This is a genomic window from Promicromonospora iranensis, assembly GCF_028994805.1.
GTDB lineage: Bacteria > Actinomycetota > Actinomycetes > Actinomycetales > Cellulomonadaceae > Promicromonospora > Promicromonospora iranensis.
This window is the reverse complement of record NZ_JAJQQP010000003.1, coordinates 228025-250794: the sequence shown is the minus strand read 5'-3', so window position 1 is coordinate 250794 and position 22770 is coordinate 228025. Positions and strand designations below refer to the sequence as shown.

General features: G+C 71.4%; 24 protein-coding genes and 2 tRNA genes. 9 read left to right on the top strand and 17 right to left on the bottom strand.

The window, feature by feature from the left end; translation table 11 throughout:
- Position 1: 1 nt before the first annotated feature.
- Together LUM46_RS06105 and LUM46_RS06100 are read right to left on the bottom strand one after the other, a co-directional pair.
- A complete protein-coding gene (locus LUM46_RS06105; RefSeq protein WP_274992884.1) occupies positions 2–949 on the bottom strand; it encodes a carbohydrate ABC transporter permease in 948 nt (315 codons plus the stop codon).
- Complete coding sequence (locus LUM46_RS06100; protein ID WP_274992883.1) at positions 946–2295, bottom strand: ABC transporter substrate-binding protein; 1350 nt, start codon at positions 2293–2295, stop codon at positions 946–948. Before LUM46_RS06100 ends, LUM46_RS06105 begins: the two co-directional genes overlap by 4 nt.
- A 188-nt stretch (positions 2296–2483) precedes the next feature.
- Here LUM46_RS06100 and LUM46_RS06095 point away from each other — a divergent pair, with 188 nt between their 5' ends.
- Positions 2484–3428 (top strand): sugar-binding transcriptional regulator, encoded by a 945-nt coding sequence (locus tag LUM46_RS06095; RefSeq protein WP_274992882.1) that lies wholly within the window; start codon positions 2484–2486, stop codon positions 3426–3428.
- Between the two features lie 25 nt (positions 3429–3453).
- Here the strand turns inward: LUM46_RS06095 and LUM46_RS06090 are convergent, their stop codons facing one another.
- Entirely contained in the window at positions 3454–4950 is a 1497-nt protein-coding gene (locus tag LUM46_RS06090) for a mannitol dehydrogenase family protein (protein ID WP_274992881.1), read from the bottom strand.
- 131 nt (positions 4951–5081) lie between these two features.
- On the opposite strand from LUM46_RS06090, the gene LUM46_RS06085 reads away from it, so the two are divergent.
- Positions 5082–5549, top strand: coding sequence for a MerR family transcriptional regulator (locus LUM46_RS06085; RefSeq protein WP_274992880.1), 468 nt, complete (start codon positions 5082–5084; stop codon positions 5547–5549).
- Here LUM46_RS06085 and LUM46_RS06080 read toward each other — a convergent pair.
- Positions 5470–6420, bottom strand: a complete 951-nt coding sequence (locus LUM46_RS06080; RefSeq protein ID WP_274992879.1) for a helix-turn-helix transcriptional regulator — start codon at positions 6418–6420, stop codon at positions 5470–5472. The genes LUM46_RS06085 and LUM46_RS06080 overlap by 80 nt on opposite strands.
- 90 nt (positions 6421–6510) lie before the next feature.
- Here LUM46_RS06080 and LUM46_RS06075 point away from each other — a divergent pair, with 90 nt between their 5' ends.
- Entirely contained in the window at positions 6511–7677 is a 1167-nt protein-coding gene (locus LUM46_RS06075) for an epoxide hydrolase family protein (protein ID WP_274992878.1), read from the top strand.
- Positions 7678–7774: 97 nt separating this feature from the next.
- Here the strand turns inward: LUM46_RS06075 and aztD are convergent, their stop codons facing one another.
- Together aztD and LUM46_RS06065 are read right to left on the bottom strand one after the other, a co-directional pair.
- Positions 7775–9076, bottom strand: a complete 1302-nt coding sequence (aztD, locus tag LUM46_RS06070) for a zinc metallochaperone AztD (protein WP_310243097.1) — start codon at positions 9074–9076, stop codon at positions 7775–7777.
- A gap of 106 nt (positions 9077–9182) precedes the next feature.
- The gene (locus LUM46_RS06065) at positions 9183–10055 is read right to left on the bottom strand and encodes an alpha/beta fold hydrolase (RefSeq protein WP_274992877.1); all 873 of its coding nucleotides are present in this window, start codon (positions 10053–10055) and stop codon (positions 9183–9185) included.
- Between the two features lie 104 nt (positions 10056–10159).
- On the opposite strand from LUM46_RS06065, the gene LUM46_RS06060 reads away from it, so the two are divergent.
- Positions 10160–10756 (top strand): TetR/AcrR family transcriptional regulator, encoded by a 597-nt coding sequence (locus tag LUM46_RS06060; protein ID WP_274992876.1) that lies wholly within the window; start codon positions 10160–10162, stop codon positions 10754–10756.
- 10 nt (positions 10757–10766) lie between these two features.
- On the opposite strand, the gene LUM46_RS06055 is transcribed toward LUM46_RS06060, so the two are convergent.
- A complete protein-coding gene (locus tag LUM46_RS06055; protein WP_274992875.1) occupies positions 10767–11393 on the bottom strand; it encodes a DUF6518 family protein in 627 nt (208 codons plus the stop codon).
- Positions 11394–11543: 150 nt separating this feature from the next.
- Here LUM46_RS06055 and LUM46_RS06050 point away from each other — a divergent pair, with 150 nt between their 5' ends.
- The 3 genes from LUM46_RS06050 to cyoE all read left to right on the top strand — a co-directional run bounded on the left by LUM46_RS06050 (position 11544) and on the right by cyoE (position 13855).
- On the top strand, positions 11544–11984 hold the full coding sequence (locus tag LUM46_RS06050) for a winged helix-turn-helix transcriptional regulator (protein WP_274992874.1): 441 nt from the start codon (positions 11544–11546) through the stop codon (positions 11982–11984).
- Between the two features lie 176 nt (positions 11985–12160).
- Positions 12161–12649, top strand: a complete 489-nt coding sequence (locus tag LUM46_RS06045; RefSeq protein ID WP_274992873.1) for an SRPBCC family protein — start codon at positions 12161–12163, stop codon at positions 12647–12649.
- A 255-nt stretch (positions 12650–12904) separates the two neighbouring features.
- The gene (cyoE, locus tag LUM46_RS06040) at positions 12905–13855 is read left to right on the top strand and encodes a heme o synthase (RefSeq protein ID WP_274992872.1); all 951 of its coding nucleotides are present in this window, start codon (positions 12905–12907) and stop codon (positions 13853–13855) included.
- 61 nt (positions 13856–13916) lie between these two features.
- On the opposite strand, the gene LUM46_RS06035 is transcribed toward cyoE, so the two are convergent.
- The 3 genes from LUM46_RS06035 to LUM46_RS06025 form a co-directional block, all read right to left on the bottom strand.
- Positions 13917–13989, bottom strand: a tRNA-Ala gene (locus LUM46_RS06035).
- A gap of 114 nt (positions 13990–14103) precedes the next feature.
- Positions 14104–14730 (bottom strand): superoxide dismutase, encoded by a 627-nt coding sequence (locus tag LUM46_RS06030; RefSeq protein WP_274992871.1) that lies wholly within the window; start codon positions 14728–14730, stop codon positions 14104–14106.
- Positions 14731–14777: 47 nt separating this feature from the next.
- On the bottom strand, positions 14778–15593 hold the full coding sequence (locus LUM46_RS06025) for an NAD(P)H-dependent oxidoreductase (protein WP_274992870.1): 816 nt from the start codon (positions 15591–15593) through the stop codon (positions 14778–14780).
- Positions 15594–15705: 112 nt separating this feature from the next.
- Here LUM46_RS06025 and LUM46_RS06020 point away from each other — a divergent pair, with 112 nt between their 5' ends.
- Together LUM46_RS06020 and LUM46_RS06015 are read left to right on the top strand one after the other, a co-directional pair.
- A complete protein-coding gene (locus LUM46_RS06020; RefSeq protein ID WP_310243095.1) occupies positions 15706–16083 on the top strand; it encodes a winged helix-turn-helix transcriptional regulator in 378 nt (125 codons plus the stop codon).
- A 98-nt stretch (positions 16084–16181) separates the two neighbouring features.
- A complete protein-coding gene (locus tag LUM46_RS06015) occupies positions 16182–17744 on the top strand; it encodes an alpha/beta hydrolase (protein WP_274992869.1) in 1563 nt (520 codons plus the stop codon).
- Between the two features lie 66 nt (positions 17745–17810).
- On the opposite strand, the gene LUM46_RS06010 is transcribed toward LUM46_RS06015, so the two are convergent.
- The 7 genes from LUM46_RS06010 to LUM46_RS05980 all read right to left on the bottom strand — a co-directional run bounded on the left by LUM46_RS06010 (position 17811) and on the right by LUM46_RS05980 (position 22613).
- Positions 17811–17883 (bottom strand) — tRNA-Ala (locus LUM46_RS06010).
- Between the two features lie 127 nt (positions 17884–18010).
- On the bottom strand, positions 18011–18676 hold the full coding sequence (locus LUM46_RS06005) for a histidine phosphatase family protein (protein WP_274992868.1): 666 nt from the start codon (positions 18674–18676) through the stop codon (positions 18011–18013).
- Positions 18673–19110, bottom strand: coding sequence for a ribosome silencing factor (rsfS, locus tag LUM46_RS06000; RefSeq protein ID WP_274992867.1), 438 nt, complete (start codon positions 19108–19110; stop codon positions 18673–18675). Before rsfS ends, LUM46_RS06005 begins: the two co-directional genes overlap by 4 nt.
- Entirely contained in the window at positions 19107–20336 is a 1230-nt protein-coding gene (locus tag LUM46_RS05995) for a hypothetical protein (protein WP_274992866.1), read from the bottom strand. Before LUM46_RS05995 ends, rsfS begins: the two co-directional genes overlap by 4 nt.
- Positions 20329–20943: a nicotinate-nucleotide adenylyltransferase gene (gene nadD / locus LUM46_RS05990; RefSeq protein ID WP_274992865.1), complete on the bottom strand. Its 615-nt coding sequence runs from the start codon at positions 20941–20943 to the stop codon at positions 20329–20331. Before nadD ends, LUM46_RS05995 begins: the two co-directional genes overlap by 8 nt.
- Positions 20944–20987: 44 nt before the next feature.
- Positions 20988–21140 (bottom strand): hypothetical protein, encoded by a 153-nt coding sequence (locus LUM46_RS05985; protein WP_274992864.1) that lies wholly within the window; start codon positions 21138–21140, stop codon positions 20988–20990.
- Between the two features lie 126 nt (positions 21141–21266).
- The gene (locus LUM46_RS05980; RefSeq protein WP_274992863.1) at positions 21267–22613 is read right to left on the bottom strand and encodes a glutamate-5-semialdehyde dehydrogenase; all 1347 of its coding nucleotides are present in this window, start codon (positions 22611–22613) and stop codon (positions 21267–21269) included.
- Positions 22614–22770 lie beyond the last annotated feature (157 nt).

Here is a 22770-nt window from a genome sequence, read left to right as displayed (position 1 = left end):
GTCACTCCTTCACCTCGAAGCTACGGAAGATCAGGCGCAGCGCGGCCGAGGCCACGATGATCGTGGCGATCACGACGACGACGCCCATGGCGGCGGCCTGCCCGACGTCGAACCCGAGGAAGGCGCGCTGATAGATGTAGAACGGCAGGTTGGCGCTGGCCGTACCGGGGCCGCCCGCCGTCATCAGGTAGATCTGGTCGAACGTGTTGACCACGTAGATGATCCCGAGCAGCACACCCAGCTCGATGTACCGGCGCAGGTGCGGCAGCGTGATCAGCCGGAAGGTGAGCCAGGTGCCCGCGCCGTCGACGGAGGCCGCCTCCAGCACGTCCTTGGGCTGCGCCTGCAGGCCGGCGAGCACGAGCAGCATCATGAACGGCGTCCACTGCCACACCAGCGCCATCAGGATCGAGACCACCGGGTAGGTCGACGTCCAGTCGACCGCCTCGAGGCCGAACAGGCCGAGCGTCCAGTTGAAGAGGCCGTACGTCGGGTTCAGCAGCGCGACGGCCCACAGCACCGACGTCGCCACCGGCATCACCAGGAACGGCGTGATGAGCATGGTGCGTGCCACGCTGCGACCGAAGAACGGCCGGTCCAGCAGCAGCGCGAGCACGATGCCGAGGACCATCGCCACCAGCACGCAGCCGAGGGTGATGACCACCGAGTTCCAGGCGGTCTGCCGGAACGTCGAGTCGCGCGCGATGTCGAGGTAGTTCGAAAAACCGACGAACAGGTCGGACTCGGGACGCAGCAGGTTCCGCGAGTGCAGTGAGTACCAGATCGTCAGGAGGAACGGCAGCTGCGTGACGATGATGGTGAAGATCAGCGCCGGCAGCAGCGGACCGCGCCGGCGCCAGCCCTCCGCACGGCTGATCTGCCGCGAGGACGCCTCGGTGCGCGCCGTGCGGCGCGAGCCCTCGAGCCGGTCGATGGTCGGGGTACTCATCGCCCCTCCTCTGCCTGGTAGGTCTCCGCTACGGTCTCGGCGTAGCGCTGAGACTGCGCGATGGCCTCGTCCACGGTGATCTGCCCCGCGACCGCCGCGGACATCTGCTGACCGACGCGCGTACCGAGATCCTGGAACTCGGGGATCCCGACGAACTGGATGCCGGGGTACGGCACCTCGTGGGTCATCGCCGACTCCTGGGTGGCACCGTTCATCGACTCGAGGGTCGCGTCCGCGTAGGCCTCGGAGACCTCCGCGTACTCCGGGAGCTCGTAGGTCGACAGCCGGCTGCCCGGAGGCACGCGCTCCCAGCCGATCTCTTCGCCGACCAGCTTCATGTACTCCTTGTCCGTCATCCAGGACACGAAGTCCCAGGCGGCGTCCTTGTGCTCGCTCGTCGACGGGATCGCGAGCGACCAGCTGTAGAGCCAGCCCGCCGTGTCGGTCTCGGCGACGGGTGCGGGGGCGTAGCCCACCTTGCCCGCCACCGTCGACGACGCCGGGTCCTCGACCGAGGAGACCATCGACGTCGCGTCGTACCACATGGCCGACTGGCCCTGCGCGAAGCGCGTGAGGCAGTCGCCGAAGCCCGACGTCGCGGCGCCCGGCTGACCGAAGGTCCGGAGGGTGTCGATGTAGGTCTCGATGGCCTCCCGGCTCTCCGGGGAGTCGAGGGTCGCGTTCCAGTCCTCGTCGAACCAGCCGCCACCGAACGTGTTGATCGCGGTGCTCATCGGGGCCATCACCTCACCCCAGCCGGCCAGGCCGCGCAGGCAGATGCCGGAGAAGTCCTCCTCCGGGGCGTGCAGCTCGGCGGCCAGCTCGCGCACGTCGTCCCACGTCGGGTTGGCGGGCATCTCGAGCCCTGCCTGCTCGAACAGGTCGGTGCGGTAGGCCAGGAACGACGACTCCCCGTAGAACGGCACGGAGTACATGTCGCCCTCGTGCGAGAGGGCCTCACGGACGCTGGGGACGAAGTCCTCGGCGTCGTACCCCTCGGTCCGCTCGATGTACGGCTGCAGGTTCTCGATCCAGCCGTTCTCGGCCCACATGGGCGTCTCGTAGTTGGAGATCATGACGACGTCGAACTCACCACCGCCGGTGGCGACCGACGCCGTGATCTTGGCGCGGGCCTCGTTCTCGGGCAGCGACACGAACCGCACGTCCACACCGGGGTGGGCCGCGCGGAACTCGTCCTGCAGCGAGATCGCGTCCTGCATCTGCGGGTTGGACACGATCGCGACCACGATGGTCTCGCCGTCGCCACCGCCCACGGCGCCCGCACCGGCACAGCCGGTCAGGGCCAGCGCGACGGCGGCCGTCGCGGCCGTCACCGTCGCTCTCACCGAAGTACCCCTCGGAGGTCGGAACATCCTCGTCCTCTCCTCGGCACGGCATCCGCGCCGCGCTCATTTGAGAATATGACTTGCTCATCTGCATCCGCAGACTAGTTGGGTATGCTCAGGTGAGCAAGGCCCCCGCTCAATAGTCGCTCAACTGTTTCCCGCTGCCGCCTGCGGGAGTGAGGACGCAGGTGACCCATCCCGATTCGAACCTCATCTCGAACCTCCTGGTCGAGGTGAGCACCGACTACTACCTCGACGGCAAGTCCAAGGTGGAGATCGCCCGGCACCGCGGCATCTCCCGCTTCCAGGTGGCGCGCCTGCTCGCGCAGGCCCGTGACCAGGGCGTGGTCCGCATCGAGATCACGCCCCCGCGGGCCGACGGCGAGCGTGGCGCCCGCCTCGCGGCCCGCCTCGGCCTGCGCGAGATCCTCATCGCCGCCAGCGGCGAGGACACCGCGACCACCCGCGAGAACGTCGCCGTCGAGCTCGCCCACGCCGCACACGAGCACATCACCGAGGGTGCGACCGTCGGCGTGTCGTGGTCGCGCACCGTCGAGGCGGCGGTGCGGCACATCGGGCGGCTTCCCCAGTGCGACGTCGTCCAGCTGGTCGGGGCGCTGCCCGTCGAGGGCAGCGGCAACTCGCTGGCGCTCATCAACACGTTCGAGCAGATGCCGGGCGTGCGGACCTGGCCCGTCTGGTCCCCGCTCCTCGTGGCCGACGCCGCCACCGCCGCCGGGATGCGCCGGCAGCCGGAGATCGCCGACGCGCTGGCGCGGGCCGACCACCTGGACGTCGCAGTCGTCGCGATCGGCCACTGGTCCGAGCGCACCTCCACGGTGTATCCGCAGATCAGCCCCGAGGAACAGCACGCAGCCACGGAGGCGGGCGCCATCGCCGAGTGCTCGGGCCGCCTCTTCGACGCCGCGGGCCGCCCCGTCCGGACGAGCCTCGACGAGCGGGTGGTGGGCGTGACGCTCGAACAGCTCGTCGCCACGCCCCAGGTCATCGCCATCGGCTACGGTGCCGCCGTCGCACCGGGCCTGGTGGCCGCGGTGACCGGCGGCGTCGTCGACACGCTGGTGGTCGACGACGCCGCCGCGACGGCCCTGGAGGACCTCCTCCCCCACTGACCCCGCCAAGGGGCCGGCCAGGAGGTCAGGAGCGGGCCACCAGGTTCTCCACCGTGGCGCGGGCGCCCTTCTCGTGCAGCGAGCCCAGCGCCGCCGTGTAGGCGGCCGTGAACCGCTCGTCGTCGACGAGGTCGCCGAACACCTCGCGGTCACGCAGGAACGCCAGCGGGTCGGACTTCTGCGCGAGAGCCGCCTGGTGCAGCCGGTCGGCGAGGCGGTCGACGATGGTGATGGGCTCGCCGGCCTCGTCGACTCCCTCGTCGTAACGGGCCCAGGACGCGACGACGAGCGCCGCGTGCTCGATCGGACCGCCGTGCGCGAGGTGGTACCGGACCACGGGCAGCAGCCACTTCGGGATGCGGTCCGACGACTCGGCGCACAGCCGGGCCAGGGTGTCGGCCACGTGCGGGTTCGCGAAGCGCTCGATCAGCGTGCGCTTGTACAGGTCCAGGTCGATCCCGGGCACCGGCTCGAGTGTGGGCGTGCCCTCGGCATCCATGTAGCCACGGAGGAAGCGGGCGAACACATCCTGGCCCGCGACCTCGTGCGCGTACCGGTGCCCCGACAGGTAGCCGACGTAGCACAGGGCCTGGTGGCTCGCGTTGAGCAGGCGCAGCTTCATCAGCTCGTACGGCTCGACGTCGGCCACGACCTGCACGCCGGCGTCCTCGAACGGGGGCCGACCGGTCGGAAAGCTGTCCTCCAGCGCCCACTGCTCGAACGGCTCGGCCACCACGGGCCAGGCGTCGTCGATGCCGAACCGCTCCGCGACCATCGCACGGTCGGCGTCCGTGGTGACGGGCGTGATCCGGTCGACCATGGAGCTCGGGAACGCGACGTTGCCCTCGATCCAGCCCGCCAGCTCCGCGTCCTTGGCGCGGGCGAAGGTGGTGAACGCGCGCCGCGCGACCTCGCCGTTGCCCTGGATGTTGTCGCAGCTCATCACGGTGAACGGCGGAACGCCCCGGTCCCGCCGACGGCGCAGGGCCTCGGTGACCAGCCCGAACGTCGTCGTCGGGACGGCGCCGTCGGCCAGGTCCGCGCTGACCGCCGGGTCGTCCAGGTCGAACTCGCCCGTGACGTGGTGGATGTTGTACCCGCCCTCGGTGACCGTCAGCGAGACGATGCGGACCTCGGGCGAGGCCATCTTCTCCAGCACCGCCTCCGGGTCGTCGGGAGCCAGCAGGTACTCCTTGATCGACCCGATCACGCGCGCCTCCAGGCGCCCGTCCGGGTGCTTGAGCACCATCGTGTAGAGACCGTCCTGCGCGGTCAGCGCGTCGCGCATCCGGGAGTCGCCCGGGAGCACGCCGACACCACAGACCGCCCAGTCGAGCGCCTTGCCCTCGGCCATGAGCCGGTCCAGGTACATCGCCTGGTGCGCCCGGTGGAAGCCGCCCACCCCGAGATGAACGATGCCCGTCCTCAGCCGGGACCGGTCGTAGGTGGGGACCGTCAGCTGCGCGCCGCTCGGCGCGGACGCCACCAGGCTGCCCACGGTCTCTTCGTCGAGTGCCGTCATCGTGCTCCTCCGCCGCCCTTCAGACTCCGTTGAACGTCCGGCCAGATTAACAGATGAGCGACCTCGTGGTCACAGATGAGCGCAGCGCAGCCTTCTCGTCTGCCGGCACCGACCCGCCGTAGACTCTGACGTTGACGTCAGAGAGACAGGGCGCACGCGAGGCAGGGGTCATGGAGAACACGACGATGCGGATCGGCGAGCTCGCCGCCCAGGCGGGCGTCAGCGTGCGGGCGCTGCGCTACTACGAGGAGCAGGGCCTGCTCACCTCGGAGCGCTCGCCCGCCGGCCAGCGCTACTACGCGGAGGACGCCGCCGACCGGGTCCGGCTGATCCAGCTGCTGTACAGCGCCGGGCTCAACAGCAAGGCGGTCAGCACGATCATGCCGTGCATGGACTCGGGCATGGCCTCGACCGACATGATCGAGCTCCTCGCCGCCGAGCGCGACCGGATCGACGAGCGCCTGCACGAGCTCACCGAGACCCGTGATCGGCTCACGACGGTCATCGAGCTCAGCCGTGCTACGCGCCGACCGCCTGCGCGTAGCGCCGGGACAGTGCCGTCAGGTGGTCCACCAGGCCCTGCGGCTCCCGCACGGTGAAGTCGAGCCCGAGCATCCCGATCCACACGGCCACGGTCTCCAGGCTGTCCCCGCCGGTGACGAGCACGCTCGTCCGGTCGTCGACCGGCTCGACGGTGCCCACGGCGGGGTTGATGCGGGCGAGCACCTCGGAGGCCGGAGCGTGCACCAGGATCCGGGCGTGCACCGCCCAGCCCGTCCGCGCCACCTCGCGCACCACGAAGTCGGTCAGGTCGAACGGCGGGTCGGTCGGCACGAACCGCCGTCCGCCCGGGGTGCGCGGCTCCAGCCAGTCCGCGCGGAACGGCCGCCACTCCCCCGAGCCGACGTCCCGCCCGACGAGGTACCACCGACGCTGCCAGGCGACGAGCCGGGCCGGCTCCACCTCCAGCGGCTCGGACCGGTACCAGCAGCGCAACCCCTGGTGGTCGCGGATCGCGGCCGCCAGCTCGGTGAGCAGCGCAGGGTCGACGGCGGGGTCGTCCACGTTGCTGTCCGTGTTCACGGGGCCGGCGCTCGTGGCGTCGCGCAGCGCGGCCACCTGACGGCGCAGCCGGTCGGGCAGCACGTGCTCCAGCTTGCCGAGGGCGCGGGCGCTGCTCTCCTCGATGCCCGAGACGGCGGTCGCCGCCCGTAGCCCGACCGCGATGGCGACCGCTTCCTCGTCGTCGAGCACCAGCGGGGGCAGCTTGCCGCCCACGCCCAGGCGATAGCGTCCCCCCGGCCCGCGGACGCCGTCGACCGGGTAGCCCAGGTCGCGGAGACGGGCGACGTCGTTGCGCACGGTCCGGTCGGTGACGTCGAGCCGTTCCGCGAGCTCGGCCCCCGACCACTCGGCCCGGGACTGCAGCAGGCCCAGGAGGGCGAGCAGGCGCCCCGCCGTCGTCGTCATGATGGCTCCTCGTGCTGCTCCGGAAACTTCTCGAACACTTCCGAGAATAGAGGAAAGAAACGTTCCTGAACCCTCCATAGAGTCGGAGACATGGAGACCACGAAGAACACCGCAGCCACCGCCACCGACATGATCCGGCCGTTCCGCATCGCGATCCCGCAGGCCGACCTCGACGACCTCGCCGACCGCCTGGCCCGCACCCGGTTCGCCCCGGCCGCACCCGGCGACTCCTGGGAGTACGGCACGCCCGAGTCCTACCTGCGCGCGTCGGTCGACCACTGGCGCACGGGCTTCGACTGGCGCGCGGTCGAGGAGCGGGCCAACACGTTCCCCCAGTTCCTCACGGAGATCGACGGGCAGACCGTGCACTTCCTCCACGTCCGCTCGGCAGAGCCCGACGCGCAGGCGCTGGTGCTGACCCACACCTACCCGGGCTCGTTCCTCGACTTCCTCGACATGATCGGCCCGCTCACCGACCCGGTGGCGCACGGCGGGCGCGCCGAGGACGCCTTCCACGTCGTCGTGCCGTCCATCCCCGGATTCGGGTTCAGCACCCCGCTGAGCGAGCCGGCCGACGGCGGGAGCTGGACCATGGCCCGCGTCGCCCGCACCTGGGACACGCTGATGCGCCGGCTCGGTTACGCGTCCTACGGCACCCACGGCAGCGACGCCGGCACACTGATCGGCCGTGAGCTGGCGGTGCTCGACCCCGAGGGCTTCCTCGGCGCACACCTGCTGCAGCTCTTCTCGTTCCCTTCGGGCGCGGAGGGTGAGATGGACGGGTTCGGCCCGAAGGAGTTCGCCGCCCTGGCGCACATGCAGTGGTTCCAGAGCGTCGGCGGGTACAACGGAATGAACGCCTCGCGCCCCCAGACCATCGCGGCCGGGCTCAGCGACTCGCCGGTGGCGCAGCTCGCCTACAGCGAGCTGTTCGAGAACTTCGGCAACGGGACCAGCCTGGTCTCCCTCGACCAGGTCCTCGCCCAGGTCAGCCTCTACTGGCTCACCAACACCTCGGCCACGGCGGTGCGCTACCACTACACCGAGCAGCGCTCGGGCGCGGAGCCCGTGGTGAGCACGGGCCGGATCGGCGTCGCCGTCTTCGCCGACGACTTCCAGACCATCCGGTCGCTGGCCGAGCGCGACAACGCCCGCATCGAGCACTGGGCCGAGTACCCGAAGGGCGGCCACTTCGCAGCCCTGGAGGTGCCGGAGCTGGTGGTCCAGGACCTGCGGGCGTTCTTCGCGAGGGCCTGAGCCCCGGAGAACAGGAGACCCCGCTGGCCGGGCGTGTCGAGACCCACCTCGGCACGCCCGACCAGCGGGGTCTCCTGTTCTCCGAGCGGCGCCCGGGTCAGTGGCTGTGCGCCTCGTCGCCCGTGACACCGTTCAGCTCGTTCGGCGTGACGTCGAGCTCGGCCGACTTCCACACCTCGCCCGTCTCGACGTCGACCGCGTGGATCGAGTCGGTCGCCGGGTCGGTGACGTACACGGAGCCGTCGAGCGAGAGGATCGCGGGTCGCGGCTCCTGCCACTCCAGAGGCTCCTCCCACTCGTCGATCACCGGGATGGACTTCGTCACCTTCGCCGACTCGGGGTCGATCACGTGGATCTGGCCGTCGGTGCCGAGCACGAGGGCCTCGCCGTCGTCACCCCGCGCGAGCGACCGGAAGGTGTACGAGGACGGCAGCTCGACCAGCTCGAGCTCTCCGTCGCGCGTGTCGATCAGGGAGACCCGCGTGGGGCGCTCCAGCTCGGCGTCCTTGTCCGTCTTGTAGTCGCCCAGCACGACCGGCGACTCCTCGGTGCCGGCCTGGTTGCCGATGCGGCCGTAGCTGTCGGGCGCCTCCACCTTGGTGATCTTGCCGTCGGCGTAGAGCAGCGCACCGTCCTCGCAGCCGATCAGCACCGCCTCGTCGGCGGCGACCGCCTCACCGTGCACACCGGGGCACTCGTCGGACGCGGCGATCTCCTCGTCGTCGCCGTCCAGCACCCGGATTCCCGTCCGCGCGTCCTCGGTGCCCTCGGAGACGACCAGCGTGTCGTCGGTCAGCTCGACGGCCACCCCGTGGTGGGCCTCCGGCGTCGTGTACTCCCGCGCCGCGGCGTCGGCGTCGGCCACGTGCTCCGAGTCGAGCACGCGGATCAGGCCGGTGCCGTCGTCGAACAGCGCGGTGCGCCCCTCGTGGACCACGACGTGGCCGGGCTCGGCGGCGTCGTAGGCGACGTCCGTGAGCGTCGGCTCCGCGGTCCAGTAGTGCGCGTGGTCGCCGTGCGCGTCGGCCCAGGTGCCCAGGTCGAGGGCGCGGAACTCCCCGGCGGTCGAGACGAGCAGGTGGCGCTCGTCGCCGGCCGGGTTGAGGCGGTTGAAGCCCTCCAGCTCGATGTCGCCGACGGGCTCGAGGCTCATCGCGTCCAGCACGAGCACACCGCCGTCGTAGGTCACCGCCACGCGTGGCGTGCTTGCCTGCATCTCGGTGGCGTCCGGCGCCTCCGACCCGGCATCGGCCGACGGGGACCCCGAGGCGGAGCCCGAGGCGCCGTCCTCGGCGGCGCAGGCGCTCAGCAGGAGCAGGGACAGCGCGGCACCCAGGCCTGCGGCTGTGCGAGTGGTGTGGTTTCTCATCGTCTGGTCGGGCGGTCCGGTCGGGGCCACCCGCTCCTTCCTTCTAGAATGACAATCATTCTCGGTACTGAGGGAGAGTGAACCAGAGATGAGAACGATTCTCAAACAGCGTCCATGAGCGACACCCGCCCGGACGTCAGCCGGCGTCGTGCCGCGCCTGGAACTCCACCACCCGGGCCGTGACGAGGTCGGGCAGCTGCCCGCGCACGCCGTGCCCGGTCCCGGGATAGATCTCGACCTCGGCGGTCGGCAGACGCTCGGCGAGGCGGCGCTGCGCGGCGAGCGGCCGTGAGACCACCGACTCCCCGCCAAGGACCGCGAGGAGCGGCGGCGCGAACGACTCCAGCTCGGCATCCTTGAGCGGGCGCGCCCAGCCGCCCGCGATCCGGTAGCCCTGCGCGGCCTTCGCGGTCGCCCGCTCGACGTCGGTCATGGTGACACCGGGCGTGAGCCACTCGCCCATCCTGAGCCAGCCCTCGTCGGTCGTGTCGCCGCCGAACCGGACCATCTTCAGCAGGGCGCGCCAGGGTATCTTCACGAACACCCCGTTCGGCTCGATGAGGGACACGCTCGCCACCCGGTCCGCCGCGTGCAGGCCCGCGAGGGTCGCATGCCAGGCACCGGACGACTCCCCCAGCACGTGCGCACGGTCCAGCCCGAGCCCGTCCAGCACGGCCGCGAACCAGGCCCCGTAGTCGGCGTCCCGCGCCAGCGGCGCGGTCTGGACGCTGCGCCCGGCCGCCCCGAGGGTGTCCAGCGCGTAGACGGCACGATCCTGCGCGAGCCACGCCACGATCTGGTGCCAGTGCAGGCTGCTGCCGAGGAGGCCGGCCAGCAGGACGAGCGGCACCGCGTCCCCGGAGCCGGACCGCCGGACATGCGTGGACCCGAACGGCGTGGGGACGTCCGCGAGCGTCGCCGGGACCGGCCAGAGCCCCGCCATCGCCTCAGAGGTGCACAGGTAAGCGTCTCGCGCCTCGTCGCTCTTGAACCTTCCGATCCTGGCCATGGAGCCCTCCTCATCTTGGTGGTATGAACATATCACTTATGATGGTGTGCGCATACCATGAAGACGGCCGGACCGGCCGTGCGTACTCAAGAGAGCGGGACCGCATGCCGAAGCTGGCCGACCACGATCAACGGCGGGCGCAGATCACGAGCGCCGCACGCCGGGTCATCGCCCGCGACGGCCTGGGGGCGGCCACCTTCCAGTCGGTCGCCGCGGAGGCGGGCATCTCGGTGCGGCTGGTCCAGTACTACTTCGGCACCAAGCAGAAGTTCCTGCTCGCCACCCACCGCGCAGTGGTCGCCGACGCCGGCGCCCGGTTCACCGAACGGCTGAGCGCCCTCGGCGCCGACCCCACCCCGCGCGAGGTCGTCCACGCGATCCTCACCGAGCTGCTGCCGACGGACGCCGCCCGGAGGCGGGACACGATCGTCCTGAACTCGTTCCACGCCGCCGCGCTGACCAGCCCCGACGTCACCGCGGAGGACACGATGGGCGCCCCCCGCTTCCTCGTCCGGACGATCGCCGAGCAGCTGCGCCGGGCCCGCGGGGACGCGGCGGACCAGCGGACGGCCGAGCTCGACGCCGAGCTGATGGTGGCCGGCACGAGCGGGCTGGCGCAGACCCTCCTGGTCGACGACGGCGCCGAGGCACGCGTCGGTGCACTCCTCGACCGGCTCCTCGACCGGATGGTCGAGGCGTAGCCGTACCGACCTAGCCGAGGCTGGAGTAGGCAGTATGGAATGCCGCCGCGAGCGCCACCGCACCGCCGGCCGCCAGGGCGACAGGGAGCGCGCCCCGGAGCCTGCGGATGACCATGACGCCGACGAGAGCCACCCCGGCGACGCCGATGACCGTCCAGTAGACGGGGCTCGTGGTGTCCCCGATGATCGTCAGCCCGTAGGCGGCCTCGCCGATGCCGATGCCCGCGAGCAGCGCGGTGCCGAGGGCCGCGCGGACGCCCGAGGCACGCAGCCAGGAGGCCGCCACGCCGACGAACGGGCCGACCACCACGCCGACGACCGAGAAGAGCATCGGGTCGTACACGAGGCCCCGCACCTGGGACGCCACCATGTACCCGAGCACGAGGAGCACGAAGCTGACCGCGCCCAGCACCGCGGCGGGGACGGTGCGCGCCCGGGACCAGTACACGAGCAGCGCCGTGAGCACCGTCCAGCCGCTGGCGGAGTTGGCGAAGGAGGCGAAGGCATCCGGCAGGAACCCCTGCGCGTACGACGTCAGGCCGCCCAGCAGGAAGCTGAGGGCGACGACGGAGCCGAAGCGTGCCACCTGAGCAAGGATCGCGGGACGGACGGGTGCGTCCTGGGCGGCGGAGGTCATGGCTCGAACCTAGCGAGCGACAGACGCCCCGGACATCAGCCCGAGGGCGGACCCCGGTACGCCCCAGGGTGGACTTCTGGGTGCCCTGGTGCTCGCGTCATGCAAGCGCCGAGGCGTAGCCTGGAACGCCCGCTCACGATGGGAGGCACCATGCTCGGCCGCACCTACGCAGGCCAGGACTGCTCCGCCGCACGCGCGCTCGAGATCGTGGGAGAGCGCTGGAGCCTGTTGATCCTGCGCGACGCGATCTTCGGTCACCTCACGCGATTCACCGAGCTGCAGAGATCCCTCGGCGTCGCGCCGAACATCCTGACGTCCCGGCTCGAGCGCTTCGTGGAGGCCGGTCTGATGACCCAGGACGGGCGCGAGTACCACCTGACCACGATGGGGCGCGAGCTCGCCCCCGCGATCGTCGCGCTCACCCAGTGGGGTGACCGCTGGGTGGAGACGCCGGACGGCCCGCCGATCCGCTACGCGCACGACGGCTGCGGCGGCACGCTGGAGCACACGCTGGTCTGCGACTCCTGCGGCAAGGCGGCGCCGCCCGACGACATCGCCGTCGAGCCGCTGCGGGAACCGCGCGTCGCCTGACCCGCGAGCGCCGCCCACCACCGCACTACCCACCAGCGCCACACCGGCACCGCCCGGATCTTTTCCGGGCGGCCGGCCTCGTTCCCGCCCACCTTGCTTGACTTGCATGATGCAAGCGTGGTCTCCTCATGTTGCTTGCATCACACTAGTAAGTCACACGAGCACGGGAGACGCCGATGTCCGCGCAGAACTACACGACCAGCTTCACCGTCCACGCCTCACCCGACGAGGTGTTCGCGGCGATCACGCGGCCGCAGGCCTGGTGGACCGAGATGATCGAGGGCGGTACCACGGAGTCCGGCGACGAGTTCGGCTTCGACAACCCCGGTCTGCACCGCACGCGGATCCGGCTGACCGAGGTGGTCCCGGGCACGAAGATGGTCTGGCACGTGCTCGAGAACCACTTCGGCTTCGTCCAGGACCAGTCCGAGTGGGTCGGCTCCGACATCGTCTTCGAGCTCGCCGACGGGCCCGAGGGCGACACCGCCGTCCGCGTGACGCACGTGGGCCTCGTACCGGAGCTCGAGTGCTACGACGTCTGCTCGGCGGCCTGGAACCACCACCTCGCCCAGGGTCTGCGCGGCCTCGTCGAGGCCGGTCACGCCGACGTGATCACCGCCGAGAACGCGGCCCGACAGGCGCGCGACGTCGGCATCGACACCTGATCCGCCGTCCGCCACCAGCCAGGGATCACACCGAGCCGCTCACCAGCTGCCGGAGGATCGTGCGCTGCTTCTCGGGCGCGACCCCGCGGGTGTCACTGAGGTAGATCTCGTGGGGCTTGCCGACCCTGCGGAGCCCGTTGCCGGGGATGAACCCATTCGGCGGCGCCCGCTCACGTAGGCTGGACCGGTGGATCCGAGAACACCGATGCCCTCGGACGCCGGCTATGCCCTCGCGGTGGTCAGGACGCTTCTCGCATGACCGCCATCAAGCACTCGCCCGCCCCCAGCCGCGTCGACGGGACCGACGGAGCGCTCGCAGCTCGTGCCGACGGGACGTCGGTGCGGGACACGCTGACCCGCTACTACTCCCTCACGAAGCCGGGCGTGCTCTACGGCAACGTGCTGACGGCGGCCGCCGGCTTCCTGCTCGCGAGCAGGGGGCAGGTGGACCCCTGGCTGTTCGCCGCCCTGATCCTCGGCACGACGCTGGTGATCGCGTCGGCGTGCGTGCTCAACAACGTGCTCGACCGCGACATCGACAGCGCCATGGACCGCACCAGAAAGCGGGCCACGGTCACCGGCAGCATCGGGGCGCGACCCGCCGTCGTCTTCTCCGTCGTCCTCGGCGTCGCCGGCATGGCGATGCTGGTCGCCTGGACGAACTGGCTGGTCGTGGTGGTCGGGCTGGGCGGGTTCGTCGTCTACGTGGTGCTCTACGGGATGCTGTCGAAGCGCCTGTCGATCCACGGCACGCTGGTCGGCAGCGTCTCCGGCGCCGCACCGATCCTTGCCGGGTACGTCGCGGTCTCCGGTGTCGTCGACGCCGGCGCGGTGCTCGTCTTCCTCGCCGTGTTCCTCTGGCAGATGCCCGAGTTCTACTCGATAGCGGTCTACCGGCACGAGGAGTACGCCCGGGCCGGGGTCCCGGTCATCTCGGTCGTCCGGAGCATGCGGAACACGAAGATCCAGATCCTGGCCTACACCGTGGCCTTCGTCGCGGCGACCCTGCTGCTGCCGGTCTTCGGCTACGTCGGGATCGTCTACACGGTGGTGATGGGCGCCGTCGGCGCCTACTGGACCTGGCTCGGCATCATCGGACTCCGGACGGACGACGACGACCGCTGGGCGCGGCGGATGTTCCGCTTCTCGCTCGTGGCCGTCCTGGCGCTCTGCCTGATGGTCTCGATCGGCCCGATACTGCCCTGAGCAAGCTGCCCTGAGAAACGAGAATGCCCCGCCTCACGGCGGGGCATTCTCACGTCCTGGGTGGAGCTGGGGAGACTCGAACTCCCGACCCCCTGCATGCCATGCAGGTGCGCTACCAGCTGCGCCACAGCCCCGAAAGGGTGTTCGCCCAGATGGGCGAGCGCCGTCAGTCTAGACCGATTCGGCCGCTGGGACCAAAGCGGGCGATCGCTGGCCCGACGCCGCCCACCAGGGCGACCCCTCCGCGGTCACGCCGCCGTGATGAGGCTCCCGGTGGCGGCACGCGCCCGGTCGAGCCTGCCGGCGACGTCGGACCAGTTCGCCAGGTTCCAGAACGCCTTGACGTACTCGGCCTTGACGTTGAGGTAGTCCAGGTAGAACGCGTGCTCCCACATGTCGAGCATCAGGAGCGGGGTCACACCCAGCGGCACGTTCGCCTGCTGGTCGAACAGCTGGAACACCAGCAGGCGCCCGCCGATGCTGTCCCAGCCCAGCACCGCCCAGCCGGAGCCCTGGATGCCGGTGGCCACGGCCGCGAAGTGCGCCTTGAACGCCGCGAAGCTGCCGAACTGGTCGGCGATCGCGGCCGCGAGCTCTCCGTCCGGCTCGCCGCCGCCCTCGGGCGAGAGGTTGTGCCAGAACACCGTGTGGTTGGTGTGCCCGCCCAGGTTGAACGCGAGGTTCTTCTCGTGCAGGTTCACCGCGGCGAGGTCACCGCTCTCCCGGGCCGCGGCCAGCGCGTCGAGCGCCGCGTTGGCGCCCGCCACGTACGCGGCGTGGTGCTTGTCGTGGTGCAGCTCCATGATCCGCCCGCTGATGTGCGGCTCGAGCGCCGCGTAGTCGTAGGGCAGGTCGGGCAGGGTGTAGACGGGCATCGATCGTCCTCTCATCGCATGATGTCGATACATCCGACGCTAGAACCTCACCTTCGGTTGAGGTCAACGCTGCCGGCACCGGCGAGCCGGTGACCGTCGACACACTCGTGGACACCGAGCCCGGACTCCCCCGGCAGCACGTCGGGCCGCAGCCGACGGTCTCGCCCGTAGTCGCCGTCGGCCAGCGCACGGTACGGGATCGGGCGCTCGGCCCGCAGGCCGGCGATCCGCTCGCGCAGGCGGTCCGCCTCCTGGCCGAACCCGTCCCAGCCCGGCCGGTCGACGCCGGAGACCAGGTGCGGGCGCAAGGGCGCCATGCCCGTGTACCAGGCGGTCCCGTGCAGGAGCGGGAAGAACAGCTGCTCGAGGTCGCCGTTCTGGCCGCGCGGGCCGAACGACGAGCCGCGGTCCCCCGCGGTGACGACGGTGAGCATGCGCCGGCCGACGAGGCCGCCGTCGCCGTACTTGCGGGGCAGGCCGGCGTCGTCCTGGAGACCGAACGCGAACCCGTTGACGAACACCCTGTCGAACCAGCCCTTGAGCATGGCCGGCATGCCGTGCCACCACATCGGGAAGAGCAGCACCATCAGGTCGGCCCGGCGCACCTTGTCCTGCTCGGTGACGATCTCCGGTGCGAGCGTGCCGACGTCGTAGGCGCGTCTCGACCGCAGCGTGACGGTCTCCGCGCCGTCCTCGGCGTCGCCGTAGTCCTCGAGGCGCACCACCGGGTCCCAGCCCTGGGCGTAGAGGTCGGACCCCTCGACCGACCAGCCCGAGCCCTCCAGCGCGGTGCGCGTCACCCGGGCCAGCTCCGCGGTCAGCGAGCGAGGGCTGGGATGAGCCGTGACGACCAGCGCGTGCATGTGCTTCTCCTTTGACGACGAGCAGTGCGTGTTTCACGCTAGGAACTGCAGTACGTTCTGCACAAGTACGCACATCGATGACACATACTGACAGTTTGGATACTGTGGGTTGATGACCACCGCACCCGAGATGCGCCTCCCCGTCCAGCGAGCCATCGAGGTCTGCCCCGTCGAGGTGTCGATGGCGGTCCTCGGCGGAGCGTGGAAGCTGAGCACCGTCAAGTACCTGCTCGAGCACACGCACCGGTTCGGCGAGCTGCAGCGGCGACTCGGGCTGGTCACCGCCCGGACCCTGACCCGGGTGCTCCGCGACCTCGAGGCCGACGGCATCGTCGTCCGCACCGTCTACGCCGAGGTGCCGCCCCGCGTCGAGTACTCCCTCACCGAGCTCGGCAGGTCCCTGGACCAGGTGGTCGGGTGGCTCGACACCTGGGGAGCCACGTACCCGCGGCCCACGCCGGGAGCCGACGCCGAGCCACCGACCGAGTGACCGGCATCACACCGGGGTGCCGTTGACCCTGTCCCCAGGGCACGGTCTGGAGTGGGTCTCGCACGTGTCGAGGAAGAACGACGAGACGAGGGTGCGCGATGGATCCACGACCAACGATCAGGGCCGCTCTGGCGGCGGCGGTGACGGTGGGGCTCGCCGGGGCGCTGCTGGCCGCACCGGCCGCCGGCGCCGAGGGGCCGGAGAACGGACCCGGGTGGGGAACCTGCCCGGAGGACATGCCGGAAGCGGCGCGCGCGCAGCTGGAGTGCGCGACCGTGCCGGTGCCGCTGGACCACGACCAGCCGGACGGCACGCAGATCGAGATCATGATCTCGCGGTTGGCCAGCACCAAGCCCGCCGAGCGCCAGGGCGCCCTGCTCCTCAACCCGGGCGGTCCCGGTGGCTCAGGGCTGGACCAGCCGGCCGACCTGAGCGGGCGCGGGCTGCCGTCGACGGTCCTGGACGCGTACGACCTGATCGGCATGGACCCCCGGGGCGTCGGCCACTCGTCACCGGTGAGCTGCGGCTTCACCGTCGAGCAGAACTATCCGGGCAACGTCCCGCCGTACGCCGAGGACGCGGCGGCCGTCACCGAGCAGGCCAAGGTCGCGCGGAAGATCGCCGGCCAGTGTGCGGCCAACGATCCCGAGGGCCGCATGCAGCACATGACGACCGCCAACACGGCGCGCGACATGGACCTGATCCGGGAGTCGCTCGGCGAGGAGCGCCTCAGCTTCTACGGCGCGTCGTACGGCACCGCGCTGGGCGCCGCCTACGCCTCGCTGTTCCCGGAGCGGAGCGGCCGGGTGGTGGTGGACAGCAACCTCGGTGCGACCTCGCTCGACCGCGCCGGCCTGCGCCGCTTCGCACTCGGCATGGAGGACCGCTTCCCCGACTTCGCGAGGTGGGCGGCCGAGCGGCACGACAGCTACGGGATCGGGCGGACGCCCGGCCAGGTGCGGGAGAACTTCCTCGCCCAGGCGGAGCGGCTCGATCGCCGGCCGGTCGGCGGCATCGACGGTGCCACCTTCCGGTTCTACACGTTCGCGGGGCTCTACGCCGACAGCAGCTTCGGGGTGACGGCGCAGCTCTGGCAGGCGCTGGCCGACGGCGACGCGGCATCCGCCCTCCGGCACGCCGAGGAGCTGGAACCGCTCGTGACCGGCGGCCCCGCGACGAGCGCCACCCAACAAGCGGACGGGGCGACTCCCTCCCCGTACGACAACGCCTGGTCCGCGTTCTTGGCCGTGACGTGCAACGACACCGACTGGCCCGAGGACGTCGCGACCTACCGGCGCGCCGTCGCCGCCGACCGGCAGCGCTACCCGCTCTTCGGAGCGGCTGCCGCGAACATCACGCCGTGCACCTACTGGCACAACGACCCGGTCGACCCGCCGGTGGAGTTCGACGCGGAAGGGCCGGAGAACGTCCTGGTGCTGCAGAACCTGCGTGACCCGGCGACCCCGCACCTCGGCGGGCAGCTGACCCGCGCGGCGTTCGGCGACCGGGCCCGGCTGGTCAGCGTCGACAGCGGCGGGCACGGCGTCTACGTCTACGACGACAACCCCTGCGCGCTGAACACCACCACGCGCTTCCTCCTCGGCGGCGACCTGCCGGAGACCGACGTCTTCTGCGGTGCGTCGACGACCAGGAAGTCCTGAGGGAAAGCAAGTCCCGGAGAAGACGAAGAAGCCGCCCGATCACATGATCGGGCGGCTTCCCTTCGGTGGAGCTGGGGGGACTCGAACCCCCGACCCCCTGCATGCCATGCAGGTGCGCTACCAGCTGCGCCACAGCCCCGAAATGGTCTCCCCCAGCCATCCGGCCGGGCGAGCGTCGTTAGTCTATGCAGACCGACGCCAGGGACCAAATCAAAACCCAGGTGCGTTCGGTCACCCCGCCCGGCGCCCCACCGGACGGGTGCCCGTCACTGCCGAGCCTCGGGCCCGGACTGCCAGGTGTCGAGCGGGTATCCGGCGCCCACGTTGTGCGCGACGAGCCGCCATCCCGGCACCACGCCCGGCGGGGACGCGCGCAGGTGCGACCAGTGCACGTTGTGCATCCCGTGCAGCCCACGCCACGTCGCGGGGTCGAGGCCCAGCATCCGGGTGATCGCCTGGGTGATCGCCGAGCCATGGGACACCACGACGAGCGTGTCCCCCGCGCCCAGCGCCTCGGCGTGCCGCAGCACCGACTCCTCCATGCGGCGGGCGACGGCGTCCTTGGACTCCACGCCGGCAACCGGGGGCTCGCCGCCGCTCCGCCAGACCGCGTGCTCGTCCGGCCAGCGCTCGGCGATCTCGGCGTCGGTCATGCCCTCCCAGATACCGAACGAGCGCTCGCGCAGCGCCGGGTCGGTCACTACCTCCAGGCCCACCTGCCGCGCGTACGCGGCGGCCGTGTCCCGGGCCCGCTCCAGGTCGCTGGCGACCACGGAGGACGCCTTGTGCGACGCCGCCAGCGCCGTGGCGCCCTGCTCCGCCTGCCACCGCCCGACCTCGTCGAGGGGGATGTCGATCTGGCCCTGCAGCCGCAGTCCCGCGTTGTATGCCGTGCGCGCGTGGCGCAGCAGCACGATCGTCCCTGCCGTCACCGGCGCGGGTCCCCGGCCAGGTGGATCGCGCCGTCGTCCGGGTCGCTGTACTCGCCGGTGTCGCCGCCGCCCTGCGCGTCCTCGGGGAGAGGGATCGCCGGGCAGTCCTTCCACAGCCGCTCGAGCGCGTAGTACGTCCGGTCCTCGGCGTGCTGGACGTGTACGACGATGTCGCCGAAGTCGATCAGGACCCAACGGGCCTCGGACTTGCCCTCCCGGCGGATCGGCTTGACGCCCTCCTTGAAGAGCTGCTCCTCGACGGCGTCGACGATCGCCGAGACCTGCCGCTCGCTGGCGCCGGACGCAATGAGGAACACGTCGGTCAGCACCAGCTGCTCGCTCACGTCGAGCGCGATGATCTCCTGCGCCTTGACACTGCTCGCGGCACGCGCCGCGAGGATCGCGAGGCCTGTAGCACGCTCTGTAGCCGTCATGCCGCACCACCTCCTGTGAAGCCGGGCAACGTGCCCGGCAGTGTGCCGAGCAGGGCGGCTGCCTGGTCGGTATCGAACGAGGCGCTGTCGCCCTCGAGCACGAGCTTCCAGATCAGGAGGCCGAGCACGAACGCCACGACCACCAGGATGATGTAGTGCAGCCAGGTGTACTGCGGACCTTCGTCCTCTTCCTCGTCCCACTCCTCCTCCGCCCCGCGCCGGGAGGAACGGGAGGGTGCGACGGGGCCGGGACCGAACTGGCCACCGGGAGCGCCGGGGTGCTGCTGCGCCGGGCCACCTGTCGGGCCGGTACCCGGGCCCCCGGGGCCACCGGCGCCGGGACGGCCGGGGAACGGGGAACCGGGAGCCGTCGGCGCGCCGCCCGGCGGAAGCGACTGCGGTGCCGCCTGGGCCGGGGACTCCCACGGGAGCGCGGGCGCGGGCGCCGCGCCGGCCATCGGACCGCTGGGCGCGCCACCGCCGGGCTGCCCCGGACCGCCGGGTCGCTGCTGGGCGAGACCGCTGGGCGCGCCGGGACGGGTCCCGAACGGCGACGGCGGGCTCGACGGCGGCTGCGTCGGGGCGGACGGCGGTGCGCTCCACTGCGCCGTCTGCCCGGAGTCGCCGGACCTGCCGGGACCGCCGGGCAGAGCAGGGCCGGGGGCCTGCGGAGCGTTCTGTCCACCGAACCTTCCGGACCGGCCCGGCTGCGGGGCGGGCGGGACGGGCGCGGCGGACGGGCGGGATCCGAACGGGCTCGGCGGCCCGGCCTGCGGGCCCGGACCGCTCTGCTGACCAGGGCCTTGCTGGCCCGGGCCCGCGGGACCGGAGGGCTGCTGGCCGCGACCGGGAGCGCCACGGCCAGGACCGGACGGCGGTGCGCCGTGGCCGGCCGGACCGGAGGGTGCGGCGCCCGGGCGGCCCTGCCCGGGCCCGCCGGCGCCGTACGACGGCGGGTTGGCGCCAGGCTGCTGCACGGGCGTCAGGCGACCGGTCGCGTCCACACCGCGCGAGCCGCCCGTCGCCTGCGGGGGCCGGGCGACCGGCGGGTTCTGCGGCGACCAGCCACCCTCTGGCGCGGGCGCGCCGCGGTGCGGAGGCTGCTGCGGCCCGCCCTGGGGCGGGTAGGAACCGCTGCCGTTACCACCGGCAGCGGCAGCCGCTGCGGCAGCCTCACGCTCGCGGATCTCGCGGCGCGTCATGGGACGACCCTTGTTGTCACTCATCGTGAAGACCTCGATACAGTCCGTGCTTGGCGATGTACTGGACCACGCCGTCAGGCACCAGATACCAGACCGGCAACCCCTCCTCGGCCCGACGACGACAGTCGGTCGAGGAGATAGCTAGCGCGGGAACCTCGAGCGTCGTCACACCGTCCCGAGGAAGCCCGTCCACGGAGAGCATGTGCCCTGGCCGTGTGACAGCGACGAAGTGTGCCATGTCCCACAGCTTCTCGGCATCCTTCCACCGAAGAATCTGCTGGATGGCGTCCGCACCCGAGATGAAATAGAGGTCCGCCTCCGGTCGCTGCTCGCGCAGGTCGCGGAGGGTGTCCACCGTGTAGGTGAGGCCCGCTCGGTCGATGTCGACGCGGCTCACCGTGAAGCGTGGGTTCGACGCCGTAGCGATCACCGTCATCAGATAACGGTGCTCCGCCGGGGTGACCCGTTGCTCCTGCTTGAATCCTGGCCGACCCGTGGGGACGAAGACGACTTCGTCCAGTCCCAGGTGGGCGACCGCCTCGCTGGCGGCCACGAGGTGGCCGTGGTGGATGGGATCGAACGTGCCGCCCATCACCCCGATGCGCGGCCTGGTCCCAGTGGGGGCACTCATACCGTGGGTGCGCTCATCTGGTCGTCAGGCTCCCGTCTGGCGGATCAGTGCCGGTTGCCGACGTTGCGGAACGCGAACGTGACCAGCAGCGCGGCCACGAGCGAGCCGAAGGCGATCAGGCCGAGAACGATCGGTGCGACCGGCTCGTTGGCGTGCTCCGAGGCAGCCTCAGCGGCAAGGACGGCGTTGTGCAGCACGGGGGTTCCTCCCAGTCGGACGTGCTCAGGTGGCCTTTAGTCTCTCACGGACGCATTGCGCCCAGTACATCGCGGCACCAGGTCGCAAGGAGATCCTGCGGAGGTCTCCAGGACGGCAGCGAGCCGTCACGGCTTGACGTGGCCGTCGCCCGTGACCACCCACTTGGTCGTGGTCAGCTCCGCCAGTCCCATGGGACCACGCGCATGCAGCTTTTGCGTGGAGATGCCGATCTCCGCACCCAGGCCGAGCTCGCCCCCGTCGGTGAACCGGGTCGAGGCGTTCACCATCACGGCCGCGGAGTCGACCTCCGCGACGAACCGGTCCGCCGCCGCGATGTCGCGCGTCACGATGGCTTCCGTGTGCCCGGACGACCAGGTGCGGATGTGCTCGATCGCCGCGTCCAGCGACGGCACCACGCGTACCCCCAGCTCCAGGGCCAGGTACTCCGTCGCCCAGTCCTCGTCCGTGGCGGGAACCATGTCGGCCCCGTCCGGGGCGAAGGTCATGGCGGCAGGGTCGCCGTGCAGCACCACGCCGGCGTCGGACAGCGCGGTGAGCGCCGCCGGGAGGAAGGCCGCGGCTGCGTCCTCGTGCACGAGCAGCGTCTCTGCCGCGTTGCACACGCCGACCCGCTGGGTCTTCGCGTTCATCACGATCGACACGGCCATGGCGACGTCGGCCGTCGCGTCCACGTAGACGTGCACGTTGCCGACGCCCGTCTCGATCACCGGCACCAGCGACTCACGTACGACGGTCTGGATGAGGTCGGCGCCACCCCGCGGGATCAGCACGTCCACCAGCCCGCGGGCCCGCATCAGCGCCACCCCACCGGCCCTGCCGTACGGGTCGATGGTCTGGACCAGGTCCGCGGGGAGACCCTGCGCCGCGAGAGCGTCCCGGATCACCGCGACGATCACCGCGTTCGACGCCGCCGCTGCGCTCCCCCCGCGCAGGATCACCGCGTTGCCGGACTTCAGGGCGAGGCCGGCGGCGTCGACGGTGACGTTCGGGCGGGCCTCGTAGATCATGCCGACCACGCCCATCGGTACGCGGACCTGGCGCAGGCGCAGGCCGTTCGGGAGGGTCTGCCCGCGCACCACCTCACCGACCGGGTCGGGCAGGACGGCGACGTCGCGCAGCGCGTCGGCGATCTGACCGATGCGCTCCGGGGTGAGCGCGAGCCGGTCCAGGAGCCCGTCGGACATCCCGTTCGCGCGCCCCCGTTCCAGGTCCTCGGCGTTCGCGGTCACGATCCGCTCCGCGGCCGTGACCAGGGCGTCCGCGATCGCGCCGAGTGCGGCGTCCTTCGTCATGCGGTTCGCCGTGGCGAGGGTGCGCGACGCGACCTTGGCACGACGCGCGACGTCACGCACCACCACGGCGACGTCCGCGGTGCCCGAAGGCGGCGGTGTGGCTGCTCCGGGGGTCTCGCCTCCGGTACGGGCCGCCTCGTCCTGGCTCACTGTCGTCATGCGTCGAGAGTACGTCGGACGCGGCCGATCACCGAGGGCGAATCCGCGGTGCGGACGAGCGACCCGACGAGGGCGTCCGGCGGCACGCGGTGCAAGGGACCGAATTCGGCGAGATCGGTCCCTTGCCTTGAGATCGGTCGTTTGATTGACCGATCTC